This window comes from Pseudomonas sp. URMO17WK12:I12, from assembly GCF_000514395.1.
GTDB lineage: Bacteria > Pseudomonadota > Gammaproteobacteria > Pseudomonadales > Pseudomonadaceae > Aquipseudomonas > Aquipseudomonas mucoides.
In genome coordinates this window covers 254,805-268,175 of the sequence record NZ_AZVV01000012.1, presented here as the reverse complement: position 1 = coordinate 268,175, position 13,371 = coordinate 254,805, and the positions used below count along the sequence as shown (strand labels likewise).

General features: G+C 60.1%; 13 protein-coding genes and 1 pseudogene. 5 read left to right on the top strand and 9 right to left on the bottom strand.

Annotated features, from left to right (window positions below; genetic code table 11):
- Positions 1-142: 142 nt before the first annotated feature.
- The 4 genes from D882_RS0118465 to D882_RS0118450 all read right to left on the bottom strand — a co-directional run bounded on the left by D882_RS0118465 (position 143) and on the right by D882_RS0118450 (position 3,581).
- Positions 143-1,132, bottom strand: a complete 990-nt coding sequence (locus D882_RS0118465; RefSeq protein ID WP_027924592.1) for a FecR family protein — start codon at positions 1,130-1,132, stop codon at positions 143-145.
- Entirely contained in the window at positions 1,129-1,692 is a 564-nt protein-coding gene (locus tag D882_RS0118460; protein ID WP_027924591.1) for an RNA polymerase sigma factor, read from the bottom strand. The genes D882_RS0118465 and D882_RS0118460 overlap by 4 nt, the downstream gene beginning before the upstream one ends.
- A 320-nt stretch (positions 1,693-2,012) precedes the next feature.
- Positions 2,013-2,420 (bottom strand): HPF/RaiA family ribosome-associated protein, encoded by a 408-nt coding sequence (locus D882_RS0118455; protein WP_027924590.1) that lies wholly within the window; start codon positions 2,418-2,420, stop codon positions 2,013-2,015.
- A 213-nt stretch (positions 2,421-2,633) separates the two neighbouring features.
- Positions 2,634-3,581, bottom strand: coding sequence for a LysR substrate-binding domain-containing protein (locus D882_RS0118450; protein ID WP_027924589.1), 948 nt, complete (start codon positions 3,579-3,581; stop codon positions 2,634-2,636).
- A gap of 135 nt (positions 3,582-3,716) precedes the next feature.
- Here D882_RS0118450 and D882_RS0118445 point away from each other — a divergent pair, with 135 nt between their 5' ends.
- Together D882_RS0118445 and D882_RS0118440 are read left to right on the top strand one after the other, a co-directional pair.
- A complete protein-coding gene (locus D882_RS0118445; protein ID WP_027924588.1) occupies positions 3,717-5,093 on the top strand; it encodes an L-serine ammonia-lyase in 1,377 nt (458 codons plus the stop codon).
- A 264-nt stretch (positions 5,094-5,357) separates the two neighbouring features.
- Complete coding sequence (locus tag D882_RS0118440; RefSeq protein ID WP_027924587.1) at positions 5,358-5,675, top strand: DUF3509 domain-containing protein; 318 nt, start codon at positions 5,358-5,360, stop codon at positions 5,673-5,675.
- Here the strand turns inward: D882_RS0118440 and D882_RS0118435 are convergent.
- Entirely contained in the window at positions 5,672-6,172 is a 501-nt protein-coding gene (locus tag D882_RS0118435) for a phosphate-starvation-inducible protein PsiE (RefSeq protein WP_027924586.1), read from the bottom strand. The two genes, D882_RS0118440 and D882_RS0118435, sit on opposite strands and share 4 nt — an antisense overlap.
- A gap of 346 nt (positions 6,173-6,518) precedes the next feature.
- On the opposite strand from D882_RS0118435, the pseudogene D882_RS0118430 reads away from it, so the two are divergent.
- Positions 6,519-6,758: pseudogene (locus D882_RS0118430) on the top strand (YebG family protein); the annotation flags it as partial.
- A 181-nt stretch (positions 6,759-6,939) separates the two neighbouring features.
- Here D882_RS0118430 and D882_RS0118425 read toward each other — a convergent pair.
- On the bottom strand, positions 6,940-7,959 hold the full coding sequence (locus D882_RS0118425) for a Glu/Leu/Phe/Val dehydrogenase dimerization domain-containing protein (protein WP_027924584.1): 1,020 nt from the start codon (positions 7,957-7,959) through the stop codon (positions 6,940-6,942).
- Positions 7,960-8,142: 183 nt separating this feature from the next.
- On the opposite strand from D882_RS0118425, the gene D882_RS0118420 reads away from it, so the two are divergent.
- Entirely contained in the window at positions 8,143-8,946 is an 804-nt protein-coding gene (locus tag D882_RS0118420) for a SirB1 family protein (protein WP_027924583.1), read from the top strand.
- Between the two features lie 167 nt (positions 8,947-9,113).
- Here D882_RS0118420 and maiA read toward each other — a convergent pair whose 3' ends face one another.
- From maiA to hmgA, 3 genes are read right to left on the bottom strand one after another with little or no spacing between them, the layout of a single operon-like run.
- Entirely contained in the window at positions 9,114-9,749 is a 636-nt protein-coding gene (gene maiA, locus D882_RS0118415) for a maleylacetoacetate isomerase (RefSeq protein ID WP_027924582.1), read from the bottom strand.
- A gap of 12 nt (positions 9,750-9,761) precedes the next feature.
- Entirely contained in the window at positions 9,762-11,066 is a 1,305-nt protein-coding gene (gene fahA / locus D882_RS0118410; RefSeq protein WP_027924581.1) for a fumarylacetoacetase, read from the bottom strand.
- Between the two features lie 3 nt (positions 11,067-11,069).
- Positions 11,070-12,374: a homogentisate 1,2-dioxygenase gene (gene hmgA / locus D882_RS0118405; protein WP_027924580.1), complete on the bottom strand. Its 1,305-nt coding sequence runs from the start codon at positions 12,372-12,374 to the stop codon at positions 11,070-11,072.
- A 164-nt stretch (positions 12,375-12,538) separates the two neighbouring features.
- Between hmgA and D882_RS0118400 the strand changes: the two genes are divergently transcribed.
- Positions 12,539-13,342 carry an IclR family transcriptional regulator gene (locus D882_RS0118400; RefSeq protein ID WP_027924579.1) on the top strand — a complete coding sequence of 268 codons (804 nt, stop codon included), beginning with the start codon at positions 12,539-12,541 and terminating at the stop codon, positions 13,340-13,342.
- The last annotated feature ends 29 nt before the right edge of the window (positions 13,343-13,371 follow it).

Here is a 13,371-nt window from a genome sequence, read left to right as displayed (position 1 = left end):
TGTGTAGAACCGCTACGGATGCGAATGACTCGCAGTTTCAGTCACTACACGGATGGGGGTTGGGTTTACCTCATCAAAATGTTGAAAATATTTTTGTTTGAGGGATGTGGTGGTGAGTCTGCCCGCCATGGGGCCAGAGGCTTTAGCGCAAAATAATCAGATGCCCCAACACGTTGTGCTGCTCAAACCCCAACACCCCCTGCAACGAACTCAACACCGCTTGCGGATCCTTGCTCGGAAAGCTGCCACTGATTCGCCGTGCCGCCAGCTCATCGTTGAGCAATACAATCCTCCCCGGGTAATAGCGACCGAGGTCCTGCACCACCTCCGCCAACGTCGCCTTGTAATAATTGAGCCAGCCCTGACGCCAGGCCAACTGCGCCTCGCTGTCGACCGCATGCAGTTTTTCCGCCGCGCCCTCGCCATAGGCCACTTGCTGGCCGGCGGTCAGAATTTGCGGCTCGGCGTACTTCTTCGCTGTCACGCCGACCCGTCCTGACAACACCGTGACCTGAGCACCCTGCGGTTGCAGGCGCACTTCAAACTGCGTGCCCAGCACTTTCGCCTGGCCTTGTTCAGCGTCGACCACAAACGGATCACCCGTATGCGTCACGCTGAAAAACCCGGCGCCGCGTCGCAACTGGACGTGCCGCTCACCGCGACTGAAATCCACGGCAATGGCACTGTCGGCATCCAGCGTGACGCGCGATTGATCCGCCAGGGTCACGGTGCGAATTTCCCCCGGCGCCGAGACATAGTCCGCCCCCAGGTCGTCAATCCAACGCGCTGGCTGCCAACCCGCGCCGAGGCCCATCATCAACAACAGGCACGCCGCCATCGCCAACGCCCCCGACCAACGCCGAATGCTGTGGCGGCGCGATTGATTCATGGCATTGAGATAACCCTGCAAGGCGAAAGCATCTTCATCGGCCAGGGTTCGCGCCGGCGATTCGCTCAATTCCCACAGCACTTGAGCCTGTGCATAAGCCTCGGCGTGTGCGGGATCAGCCTTCAGCCAGTGACTGAACGTGAGTTGATCGCCACTGCTGGGCTGGTCATGCAGCAAGCACAGCCACGCGAAGGCGGCCTGTTCCTGAGCGGGCGTCGGGATGACGCGTTCAAGCTGATTCACGGTGCTTTCCCTGGCGTGCGCGTGGGCGGTTCCCGCAGGCTGGCCTTGCAGGCATCGAGGGCGCGCATCATATGTTTTTCCACGGCACTTTGGGACAAGCCCATGGCTTTGGCGATTTCGGCGTACTTGCGACCGTGGATGCGGTTGAGCAGGAAGATTTGCCGCGTGCGTTCCGGCAAGGCGCGCAGCGCCGCTTCGACGTGACGCAAATCGTTGCCGGCTTCCAGGGCGGCTTGCGGCTCACTGCCATGGCTGTCTGGCGCGTCCGGCATCCAGCCTTCATTGACCCGCACTCGCGTGCCTTCGCTGCGTAAATGGTCGATGGCGATGTTGCCGGCGCAACGTAGCAGGTAGGTGCTGAGTTCCTCGACCTGCACCAGCGGCCGACGCCAGAAACGCAGGAACAAGTCCTGCACCAGGTCCGCCGCCGTCGCCCGACACCCCACGCGCCGGTTCACCAAAGCTTCCATCTGCGAACGCTGGGAAAGAAACACGTGCAGGAAATGCGCGCGTGCCCCGCGGTGTTCATCGTCGTGAGATTCAGGTGGGAGGGTGATCATCGGGTCAGCCTTGCGCACATTCGGCGACGGCCAATCGAGAGCGAACCGGGAGCGTGGTGGTGTCTGTCATGGTGCGACCTTGAAACCGGTAAGGCCGCGTGAAAGTCATCGGGCCAGCGAGGGCGCAATATTAATGATAAATATTCTCATACGCAAAGAGATCTGATTGCCGGATACGGATCGCGCACATCCTGTAGCAGCCTTCGGCAGCTGCTACACAGAACGTGTACCGCCGGAAGCCCGCGAAACCCAGAAACAAGAACGGGCCTGCGTCAGCAGGCCCGTTTTCAGGGGTGGAAAGATAAAAAGCGAATCAGCTGTCAGCCGTTTTGCGCGGCTTGCTCGTTCTCTAGAAATTCTTCCTCAAGCAGCTCATCGGCTGCTGCTCGTTCGAACGGCACCACAGCGGCACGTGGTTTGCCTCGCAGTTTGCCGAACAGGTGTTCCAGCGCATGTTCGAGTTTTTCGGCCGCGCCGTCGATCGCCAGTTCCAGGTTATCGGCTTTATGAGTGACAGAAATCGGTTGGTGGCCTTTTGGCCGCGCTTCCAGCTGGCAGCGCATGTCGTGCGGTCCGGGCTTGTCGCCGTTTTCGTCTGACAGGTGGACCTCGACGCGGGTCAGGTCCTCTGCATAACGTTCGAGCGTGCTCTCAATGGTAGTACGTACCCACTCCTCCAGTCGGATGCTGCTTTGAATATGGTTATCGCTGTTGACTTGGATTTGCATAGTTCATCCCTTATTTCAGCTAGCTCGCGAGAGGCCCTTCGGCTAGCCCTTGGGCGTCATCACCGTGACCTCTTACTTACACAATCGGTCTGCGCGCAGAACAATTCAACCCCTAAAAAAAGATAAATATGGATTCGCAAAAAAACCCGGACAACGAGCAAAAGCGCTGTTAAGGTCGGGAGTTGGGTCGACACGCTTCTTTGTCATAATTGCTCACATCTGCTGCTCTGCCAGCGGGTGCAAACTTCGAAAGATCCCCGCCTCCTCCACCAGCCAGTCATGCACCGCGCGCACGCCTGGATGGCTCAAGGCCCCCGGCGCATACAGCAGCATGTAGCGCTTGTGATTGGGCACCGCCAGCCCGAACGGCACGATCAATGTCCCCCGCTCCAGCTCATCGTTGAGCAATGTGCGTCGCGCAATCGCCACGCCCATCCCGGCAATGGCCGCTTCGATGGTCAGGTGATTGCGATTGAAGGTGTGCCCGCGCCGCACGTCGGCGCCCTCGAAGCCAATGGCATTCAAGTAGAACTCCCACTCGGCGTATTCATAACTGCCACGCCAGGCGGTGATGTCGTGCAACAACGGGAAATGCATCAGGTCCGCCGGGCCATGCAGTGGCGGTCGGCCGCGTAGCAGGCTTGGGGCACAGACCGGGAAAATCTGCTCGTCGAGCAAGGCTGTGGATAACAGGCCAGGGTAGCTGCCATCGTTCAGGTCAATGGCCAGATCGAAATCACCTTCGTGCAGCGGCACGCTGCTGTCCTCGGCCACCAGACGCAACTGGATGTCCGGAAAGCGCTGTTGCAGACGTGGCAGACGGGGCGTCAGCCATTTGCTCAGGAACGACGGAATCGAGCGTAGCCGTAGCGTTCCGCTGATCATTCCGGCGTCCAGTCGGCGCAATTCCGCATCAATGCTGCCATACGCCTCGTTGACGGTAATGGCCAGGCGCTGGCCTTCAGCGCTCAGTTCCACCCCTCGCGCACGACGGTGAAACAGGCGGAACCCTAAACGTTCTTCCAGTTGGCGGATTTGCTGACTGACCGCACCCGGCGTGATGTGCAGTTCTTCGGCGCAACGGGTGAACGACAAGTGCCGCGCGGCACAGGAAAACACGTGCAGCCAGACGTAGGTCTGGGCATGCAATTGACGGCTCATCGTTTAGCCCCACTAAAGGCTGTCTTAGGAAGTTTCGTTGGTCACGGCGGACCGAGGTTGGCAGTATCGCCTAGATTGCGCTCGTCCTACAAAAATGGCAGCGATTTCTCTTCCATTGCTTGTATAGGGTTTAGCATGGCTATCAGTGTTTTCGATCTCTTCAAAGTCGGCATCGGTCCGTCCAGCTCCCACACCGTCGGCCCGATGCGCGCCGCCGCAACCTTCGCCCAGGCGCTGGTTGACCAGCATGTGCTGGACGCCGTACGTCGGGTAGAAATCCGCCTTTACGGCTCCCTGTCAGCCACCGGCGTCGGCCACGCGACCGACCGCGCCTGCGTCATGGGCCTGATGGGCGAATGGCCGGACAGCATCGATCCCACGTCCATCGACAGCCGTATCCAGACCTTGCGCGAAACCGGTGAATTGTCCCTGGCCGGTACATCCACAATTGCCTTCAACTGGCAGCACGATCTCCTGCTGCTGGACGAGAGCCTGCCCTACCACCCCAACGCGATGTCGCTGACAGCGTTCGGCGAATCCGGCGAACTCTACGAACAAACGTACTACTCGGTGGGTGGCGGTTTCATCATCGAAGCGGCCCAAGCCGAGTCGGGCATCGCGCCTGCCAGCGATGTAGTGCTGCCGTACGATTTCTCCAGCGCCGCCGAATTGCTCCGGCTCTGCAACCAGCACGGTTTGCGCGTTTGCGAATTGATGATGGCCAACGAATTGGCGTGGCGCAGCGAATCCGAGATCCGCCAGGGTTTGCTGCACATCTGGTCGGTGATGCGCGAGTGCGTTGAGCAGGGTTTGCGTCACGAAGGCATCCTGCCGGGTGGCCTGAACGTGCCCCGTCGTGCGGCGAAACTGCACCGCAGCCTGCTGGAAATCGGCAAGCCGAATGTCATCACCTCCACCCTGTCGGCCATGGAGTGGGTCAACCTGTTTGCCCTCGCCGTGAACGAAGAAAACGCCGCGGGCGGGCGCATGGTCACGGCACCGACCAACGGTGCGGCGGGGATCATTCCGGCGGTGCTGCATTACTACATGAAGTTCAACCCGGACGCGTCGGACGACGACGTGGTTGCGTTCTTTCTGGGCGCGGCGGCAGTCGGCATTCTGTGCAAGAAAAACGCCTCGATCTCCGGCGCGGAAGTCGGCTGTCAGGGCGAAGTCGGTTCGGCCTGCGCGATGGCGGCCGCCGGTCTGGCCGACGTGCTCGGTGCCACCCCGGAGCAACTGGAAAACGCCGCCGAAATCGGCCTGGAACACAACCTCGGCCTGACCTGCGACCCGGTCGGCGGCCTGGTACAAGTGCCGTGCATCGAGCGCAACGCGATTGCCGCGGTGAAAGCGATCAACGCCACGCAAATGGCCCTGCGCGGCGACGGCAAGCACTTCATTTCCCTGGACCGGGTCATCCGCACCATGCGCGATACCGGCGCGGACATGCATGACAAATACAAAGAGACGTCACGCGGCGGTTTGGCGGTGAGCTGGGTGGAGTGCTGATTGCACTGTCTGCGGTCATCTGCGCATTCATGCCCTGAAACGGGCAGGCAAAAAGAAGGCGGGCCGCTTGATTGTCAGGGCACCCGCCTGTTTTCTGCCGTGATCATTGTCCGACAATTTTTCCGGCATGCCCCTTGCTAAGTCACCTCTGAGGCAAAAGGACTTTTGAAACCTCAGCGAGCGATCGGCCGATGGTCTGGTGGTGCGAACCAACCTGGATATGACCGGTCAACAACTGCACGTTCAATCAGGCGGTGACGCATCATGGACAACCCCTTTCAGGTCATTACCGATGCCTTTGCACCGGATTACCAGATCAACCTGAGCATTCAGGGTCTGGACGGCAGCATCATGCTGACCCTCTCCAACAGCGGCCGCGTGGTGGCCAAACGGATGATCAGTGCCGAACAACGCAATGACCCCAAGCGCCTGAAGCGCCTGGTGCAAAGCATTCAGTTCGGCATCGCCATCGAGCAGGGCCACAGTGCCATGACCATCCTCGAAGCCATGACCGACGGCGACAGCCGCTCCCTGCCACCACCGCCAGTCAAAGGCCGGCCGCGACCTTCGATCCGGCTTTAAAGCTCGCCCTTCTCCACTTCGGGATGTTCACTGGAGCCCGCACCGACCTTGCGTTGCGGGTGTTCAATCTTCACCGAAGGGAATTGCGACGAGGCGTAGCGCACCACCAAAATCGAAAACGCCAGCAGCAGAATCCCGCCGCACAGGTAGATGATCCCCACGTCCGGCGGATTGTGGTGCGAGACGTTGGAGATCAGCAGTCGCGTCAGTGCGGTGATCGCCACGTAGATCAGGAATCGTACTGGCATGTGGTTGGTCTTGAAGTAAATCCCGACCATCGCCCCCAGCTCGAGGTAGATGAACAGCAGCAAGATGTCGTCGATCTTGATGTGCCCAGCTTCGATCATCTGCAAGAATTCCATCACCGCTGCGTAAGCGGTCACAGCACCGATGGCGAACAACGCCAGGTAGTGGAACGTCTCGACGAACAGATTGCCCAGGGACTCGGCCAGTTGGTGCACGTTCTGCCGCAGGTTCTCGGCCCAGTTTATTTTCACGATGATGCTTCCTTAGCTCGGTTCGAGCGGATGATGCTGGATTGACGTGACGGTTGTTCTGCATGCAGAAAAAAGGCCAGTCACTCTCGGTGAGATGGTGATGAGTTGTTGCTGGACACTTTTGTGGTGTATCCACTGACGCCATCGCGAGCAAGCTCGGCTCCCACAGGGATCTGTGACGTTCACAAAACCACTGTGGGGGCGACATAGTTCACCTGACAAACGCCAATTTCGGTCTACATTAAAAAGCCACTACCCAAAGCGCAGGGATTCGCTTATCCTTTTCGCTGTATATAAATACAGTGGTCGAAACAGACAACTAATGTGAAGGCATGTGAGGTGGTGAATGGCCGTCGAAGTGGTATACCGCAGCAGCCGAGATCTGGAGCGCTTGTTCATGGATAAAGCCGAAGCTGACCGTCATGACAAAATGCTCGAACTGGCTGAATTGCTGGCTGAAGTGTTGCAAAAAGCCGTTCCGTCCCTGACTGAGCAGCAAGTGGAAGAAGCCGGGATTTACATGGCGAAGAATCGCGATGTGTTCGCCAAGGCATTCAAGAGCCAGCCGGATGCGTTGTCCGAACTGCTGAATGCGCCGGTTGAAGTGGTGGCACAGGCTGAACCTGCCGAGTCGGTTGAAGCCGCTGAGCCGACACCGGCCAAGCCCGCCAAAGCGACCAAGACGCCGAAATAAGCAACGCCCGAATTGAATAGGCCCTGAGTCGAAGGACTCAGGGCCTTTTTCATGTCCCGGACAAAAGAGTCGCTCAGCGGTACAACACTTTCTCTGCCAATTCGTCCGCCACCCGCGCCGGCGAACGTTTTTCCGCTTGGGCATGGGCGAAGACTTCGGTCAGCCGTGAGGCGATTTTTGACAGGTGTGCAGTGATGGTTGTCAGCTCTTCGCCGCGGTGTTTGAGCGAAACGTAGATCAGCCCACCGGAATTGATCACGTAGTCCGGCGCATACAGGATGCCCCGCCGTTCAAGTTGATCGGCGACTTCCAGGTGCGTCAGTTGATTGTTCGCGGAGCCGGCCACCGCCGAGCAGCGCAGTTGTGTCACGGTGTGGCTGTTGAGCACGCCGCCCAGGCCGCACGGCGCAAGGATGTCGCACGGTGTGCTGAGCAGTGCGTCGTTGGCAATCGGGTGAGCGCCCAACTGCTCCATCGCCAATTGCACCTTGCCGTGATCGATATCGCTGACCAGCAGTTCCGCGCCAGCCGCGTGCAGTTGTTCGGCGAGCGCATAACCGACGTTGCCCAAACCCTGGATCGCCACCCGCAGGCCTTCCAGGTTATCGCTGCCCAGACGGGCCATCGCGGTCGCTCGAATACCGGTGAACACGCCCATGGCCGCATGCGGCGCAGGATCGCCGGCCGACGTCGTGCTGGTGACGTGTTGGGTCTGTTGGGCGATGCAATCCATGTCCGCCACCGAGGTGCCGCTGTCGATGGCGGTGATGTAGCGACCGTCGAGCTGATCGATACAGCGTCCGAACGCCTCGAACAGCGCGGCGCGATTTTCCACATGGATCGGGCGAACAATCACCGCCACGCCGCCGCCCTGAGCGAGCCCGGCCAGTGCCGCCTTGTAACTCATGCCTTGCGCCAGGCGTATGGCATCCTCGACCGCGGATTCGTCGCTGGGATAGGCAAGGTAACGACAACCGCCCAGGGCAGGCCCGAGCCGGCTGTTATGAATGGCAATGACCGCCTTCAACCCGGTGACCGGGTCGACGCTCAGATGCAGCGATTCAAGGCGAGTGCTTTGCATGAGAGCGAACATCGCGGGGCTCCCGAATCACTTCTTGTAGTCGCCAGTATAGGCTTGCGCCCAAAAATTGCAGAAGCGCACCGGAATAAGCGGAGCCACATTGCAGGCTTTCGGACATAACCTGAAACCGGATGTGTGCAGCACTGGACGAATGCCGGAGACGGGGCTAAAACGAGGCATCTGCCGGAGATTTTGATGACGCCCCGCCAACGCTTCTTCGATTGCCTGCAACGTTCACCGCCCGCGCTGTTCGAAGCGGCGCTGTGGATGGCGGTCGAGCACGACTCAAGGCTGAATCCCGAGGCCGTGCTGGCCGACTTCAGCGACCTGACACAGCAAGTCAGCCATGGCTTGCCGATGTTACCGGTCAGCGAGCTGGCCCAGCCGTTGTTGCGGCGGATGAATGACCTGGGGTTCGCGCAGGACGACTTCACGCCGCTACGCCCGCAAGTGGCCCTGCTCAATAAAGTGCTGGAACTGCGGCGCGGCCAGCCGCTGTCCCTGGGCCTGATTGCGCTGGAATTGGCCAAACGCCTGGAGATCCCGCTGGTGGGGGTCAACTTCCCCGGGCACTTCCTGCTGCGGGTGCCGGGCGCCGACCACCTGCTGGACCCTTGTGGCGGACGTCGTTTGTACCCCAACGACTGCCGGGAGCTGCTGCAACGTCAGTACGGTCCGAACATGAAACTCGGCGCCGACCATTTACTGACGGCAGACCCGGTGCAGATGCTGCAACGCCTGTCGCGAAACCTGCGTCAACTGCACCTCTCCCACGATGACTACATAGGCGCCTTGGTCGACGCCGAACGAGTGCTGGAACTGGGCGATGCCAGCGCCGCCGATTACCTGGCCCGGGCCAGCCTCTATCAGCGCCTGGACTGCCCGAATGCCGAGCGTTTCGATCTGGAGCATGCGCTGTTGCTCAGTGACGACCCGATCCAGCGGATTCGCCTGACCGAACGCCTGGGGCACCTGCCGCCCAACTCAATCGTCCACTGAGAACCCCTGTAGGAGTGAGCCTGCTCGCGATAGCGGTGTGTCAGTCAACATCGATGTCGACTGACAGATTGCTATCGCGAACAGGCTCATTCCTACAGTTTGATTTCGGTATGGCCTGCATTTATGCCTGCCACAAGCCCGCTCCCACATATTGATCGAGTGAGGCTTTATGGGGTGTCCGGCTGGTTGGCCGGGTGGGCCTTGATGAACGCTGGATGCGTGGCTGCCAACGCCGCGACCCGGCGAATCCGTGGATACGCTTCGAGGGCGATGTTGAATCGCTCGGCCGCGTACAGCTGAGGGATCAGATAGACATCCGCCAATCCCGGCTCATCGCCAAAGCAATACCCTTGATCCCCGATCAACTGCTCCACCGTCGCCAGCCCCTGGCTGATCCAGTGTCCGATCCACTCCACCACGTGCGGTTCGTCATGACCTAACTGGCGCAGCTTGTTGAGCACGCTGACGTTGTGCAACGGATGCACATCGCAACCGATCACCGCCGCCACACCGCGCTCGTGTGCACGGGCGGCAAGGTCCTTGGACAGCAGCGGCACCTGTGGATAACGTTCTTCGAGGTACTCGATGATCGCCGGTGACTGAATCAACAGGTCGCCTTCATCCGTGCGCAAGGCCGGCACCCGGCCTTGCGGGTTGATGCTCAGGTAGGCCGGCTGACGATGTTCTCCACCTGGCGATGCAATCAGGTTGATCGGCAGGGCCTGGTAATCCAGGCCCTTGAGCGCCAGCGCAATACGCACCCGATAGGACGAAGTCGAACGGTAGTAGGTATAGAGTTCCATCACCCGATCCTCTTAACGCGCCGGCAGTACTTTGCCGCGGCATTCGCCGAAACCGATGGACGCGAAACCCTCACGGCGGCAACGGCCACGCAGGATGATCTCGTCGCCGTCTTCAAGGAATTTACGCACTTCGCCCGATGCCAGCTCGATCGGCTTTTTACCGCCCTCGGTGATTTCCAGCAGGCTGCCGAACTGACCGTTTTCCGGACCGGACAAGGTGCCCGAACCGAACAGGTCGCCGGCCTGCAACTGGCAGCCGTTGACGCTGTGGTGTGCAACCATTTGCGCCACAGTCCAGTACATGTGTTGGGTGTTGCTGAGCGTCAGGCGATGGGCCGGCAGGTTTTGCTCGCGCAGGCCTTCGGTGAGCAGCAGCACTTCCAGCTCGATGTCGAACCCGCCAGCGGCCTGGTCGCGCTTGTCGAACAGGTACGGCAGCGGCTGCGGATCGCCTTCAGGGCGCGCAGGCTGGGCGCGACGGAACGGCTCCAGCGCTTCGGCAGTGACGACCCATGGCGAGATGCTGGTGATGAAGCTTTTTGACAGGAACGGGCCAAGTGGCTGATATTCCCAGGCTTGAATGTCACGCGCCGACCAGTCATTGAGCAGGCAAAAACCGGCGATGTGATCGGCAGCGTCACCGATGGCGATCGAGTCACCCATCTCATTGCCCTGACCGATCCAGATACCCAGTTCCAGTTCATAATCCAGACGTGCGCACGGGCCAAACGTTGGTTCGGTCTGACCGGCCGGCAGGGTCTGCCCTTTCGGACGACGAACGTCAGTGCCCGACGGGCGAATGGTCGAGGCGCGACCGTGGTAGCCGATCGGCACGTACTTGTAGTTCGGCAGCAGCGGGTTGTCAGGGCGGAACAGCTTGCCGACGTTTTGCGCGTGCTCGATGCCTACATAAAAGTCGGTGTAATCGTTGATTTTCGCCGGCAGGTGCATCGTGCAATCAGCCGCCAATGGCAGCAGTTTTGCGCCTTGGGCTTCGATCTTGCCGTGCAGCGTGCTGCCGTCCCTGAACAGTTCGATCAAGCGTTCACGCAGGGCAACACGTGCTTCGCGACCGAGTTCGAAAAAAGCATTCAACTGACCGCCACGGGTCGCTTCGACCGCGGCTTTGGCTGCGCCGTCGAACAGGCCGGCATCCAGTGCCGCCTCCAGATCAAAGATATGGTCGCCAATCGCCACGCCGCTACGCGGGGCCGAACCGTTCACGCTGAACACGCCCAATGGCAGGTTTTGCAGCGGAAAATCGGTATGGCCGTTGGCAGAGGCAACCCAGCTACGAGTGATGGAAGTCTGAGTCATGGGTTATCTCCGGGTCGGGTCGAAAGTGGCGGGCAGCGTGGCCCAGCAGGCATCGTAATTAGTTTGCAGTTGCGGACAGTCGAGGGCAAAACGGCTCGGGCGCAGGACCTGGCTGGTCTCGAACATGAACGCCATGGTGTTGTCGATTTTCGCTGGCGCCAGCTCCGCGTTGATGGCCTTGGTGCAGGTTTCGCCGTCCGGGCCGTGAGCGCTCATGCAACTGTGCAAGGACGCGCCACCGGGCACGAAGCCTTCGGCCTTGGCATCGTAAGCGCCCTGGATCAGGCCCATGAATTCGTTCATCAGGTTGCGGTGAAACCACGGTGGACGGAAGGTTTTCTCGGCGACCATCCAGCGCGGCGGGAAGATCACGAAGTCGAGGTTGGCCAGACCATGCACGCTGGTTGGCGAAGTCAGGACCGTGAAAATCGACGGGTCCGGGTGATCAAAACTAACCGTGCCGATGGTATTGAAACGGCGCAGGTCATATTTGTACGGCACGTTATTGCCATGCCAGGCGACCACATTCAGCGGTGAATGATCAAGCTCACACCCCCACAACTGACCGAGGAATTTCTGCACCAGGGTGGTCGGTTGCTTGAGGTGTTCGTAGTGCGCAACCGGCGTCAGGAAGTCCCGCGGGTTAGCCAGGCCATTGCTACCGATCGGCCCCAGGTCCGGCAGACGCAATGGCGCGCCATGGTTCTCGGCGATGTAACCGCGCGCTTGTGGGTCGAGCAGTTCGACGCGGAATTTCAGCCCGCGCGGCAGCACGGCGATCTCCAGCGGCTCCAGCTCCAGCACGCCAAGTTCAGTGGTAATGCGCAAACGGCCAAGCTCAGGCACCAACAGCATTTCACCGTCGGCGTTGAAGAACACGCGCTCCATGGAGCGGTTGGCGCGATAGCTATGGATGCTGATTCCGGCCGGTTTTTCCGCGCCCGAGTTGGCCGCCATGCTCACCAGCCCATCGATGAAATCGGTCGGCTCGGTCGGGATGTCCAGCGGGTTCCAGCGCAGGCGGTTGGGGGTCACTTCACCCAATGGGCCGCCGGCCAGTTGCCGCTCCAGTTTGACGAACGCCGGATGATTGGCCGATGGCTGTATGCGGTACATCCAGGTCCGCCGCGCTTCGCTGCGAGCCATGGTAAACGCAGTGCCGGAGAACAATTCGGTGTAGAGGCCATACGGGGCTTTTTGCGGGGAATTCTGGCCGACGGGCAGTGCGCCGGGCAACGCTTCACTGCTGAATTCATTGCCGAAGCCGGACTGATAAGCCAGCGCTGGCGCGGTTGAATCAGGGTTCATGGAGCCTCCTGAACGGGGACTAGGCGATGGCCTGTCACTCTGTTGCAGAGGTTCGGCACGCCAGGGTTATTTTTATCGTAATCTGATTACGCATAACGTAATTTGATTGGTATTGACCGTCAAGCTATAAAGACGCCCATTCGTCCCGGGATCAGACCGCCTCCATGGAAACGCCGCGCAACAACGACAAACAGAAAGTCCGCTCGGCCGAGGTCGGCACTGACATCCTCAAGGCCTTGGCCGAGCTGTCGCCCTCGACCTCCCTGTCGCGCCTGGCCGAACACGTGCAGATGCCGGCCAGCAAGGTTCATCGTTATTTACAGGCGCTGATCGCCAGCGGCTTTGCCGAGCAGAACCCGGCCACCAACCATTACGGTCTCGGCCGTGAAGCCTTGCGTGTCGGGCTCGCTGCACTCAACAGTATGGACGTGCTGAAAGTCGGCGCCCTGCCCCTGGCCGAGCTGCGCGATGAGCTGAATGAAACCTGTTTTCTGGCGGTGTGGGGCAATCAGGGCGCGACCGTGGTCCACATCGAACCGGCGGTGCGTGCGGTAACCGTGGTGACGCAATTGGGTTCGGTGCTGCCATTACTCAGTTCGTCCACTGGCCTGGTGTTTGGCGCTTATCTACCGAAACGGGAAACCGTGGACTTGCGCAATCAGGAACTGCACAACGCCACGGACCATATCTTGGCGGACGATCAAACCTATACGGCCTTGTGCGAACAGATCCGCGAGCGCGGCCTGCATCATGTGCATGGGTTGTTGATGCCAGGGGTGGATGCCTTGTCGGCACCGATATTCAACGCCGTGGGGAATGTCGCGGCGGTCTTGACCATTGTCGGCCCGACCTCGTTGTTTCACGCCGACGAAAACGGCCCGGCGGCGCAGCGATTGCTGGCGGCGACGCGGGCCGTGAGCTGGCGGATGGGGTATGAGGCATCACCGATGTCTCAAGACCGGAGCTGATCAGCTCCGATCAATCATCCTCGGGATAA

Coding starts and splice junctions, on each gene's coding strand:
- D882_RS0118460 (WP_027924591.1), bottom strand. CDS start 1,692: ATGATCACCCTCCCACCTGAATCTCACGACGATGAACACCGCGGGGCA.
- D882_RS0118455 (WP_027924590.1), bottom strand. CDS start 2,420: ATGCAAATCCAAGTCAACAGCGATAACCATATTCAAAGCAGCATCCGA.
- D882_RS0118450 (WP_027924589.1), bottom strand. CDS start 3,581: ATGAGCCGTCAATTGCATGCCCAGACCTACGTCTGGCTGCACGTGTTT.
- D882_RS0118445 (WP_027924588.1), top strand. CDS start 3,717: ATGGCTATCAGTGTTTTCGATCTCTTCAAAGTCGGCATCGGTCCGTCC.
- D882_RS0118440 (WP_027924587.1), top strand. CDS start 5,358: ATGGACAACCCCTTTCAGGTCATTACCGATGCCTTTGCACCGGATTAC.
- D882_RS0118425 (WP_027924584.1), bottom strand. CDS start 7,959: ATGTTCGCTCTCATGCAAAGCACTCGCCTTGAATCGCTGCATCTGAGC.
- D882_RS0118420 (WP_027924583.1), top strand. CDS start 8,143: ATGACGCCCCGCCAACGCTTCTTCGATTGCCTGCAACGTTCACCGCCC.
- maiA (WP_027924582.1), bottom strand. CDS start 9,749: ATGGAACTCTATACCTACTACCGTTCGACTTCGTCCTATCGGGTGCGT.
- fahA (WP_027924581.1), bottom strand. CDS start 11,066: ATGACTCAGACTTCCATCACTCGTAGCTGGGTTGCCTCTGCCAACGGC.
- hmgA (WP_027924580.1), bottom strand. CDS start 12,374: ATGAACCCTGATTCAACCGCGCCAGCGCTGGCTTATCAGTCCGGCTTC.
- D882_RS0118400 (WP_027924579.1), top strand. CDS start 12,539: ATGGAAACGCCGCGCAACAACGACAAACAGAAAGTCCGCTCGGCCGAG.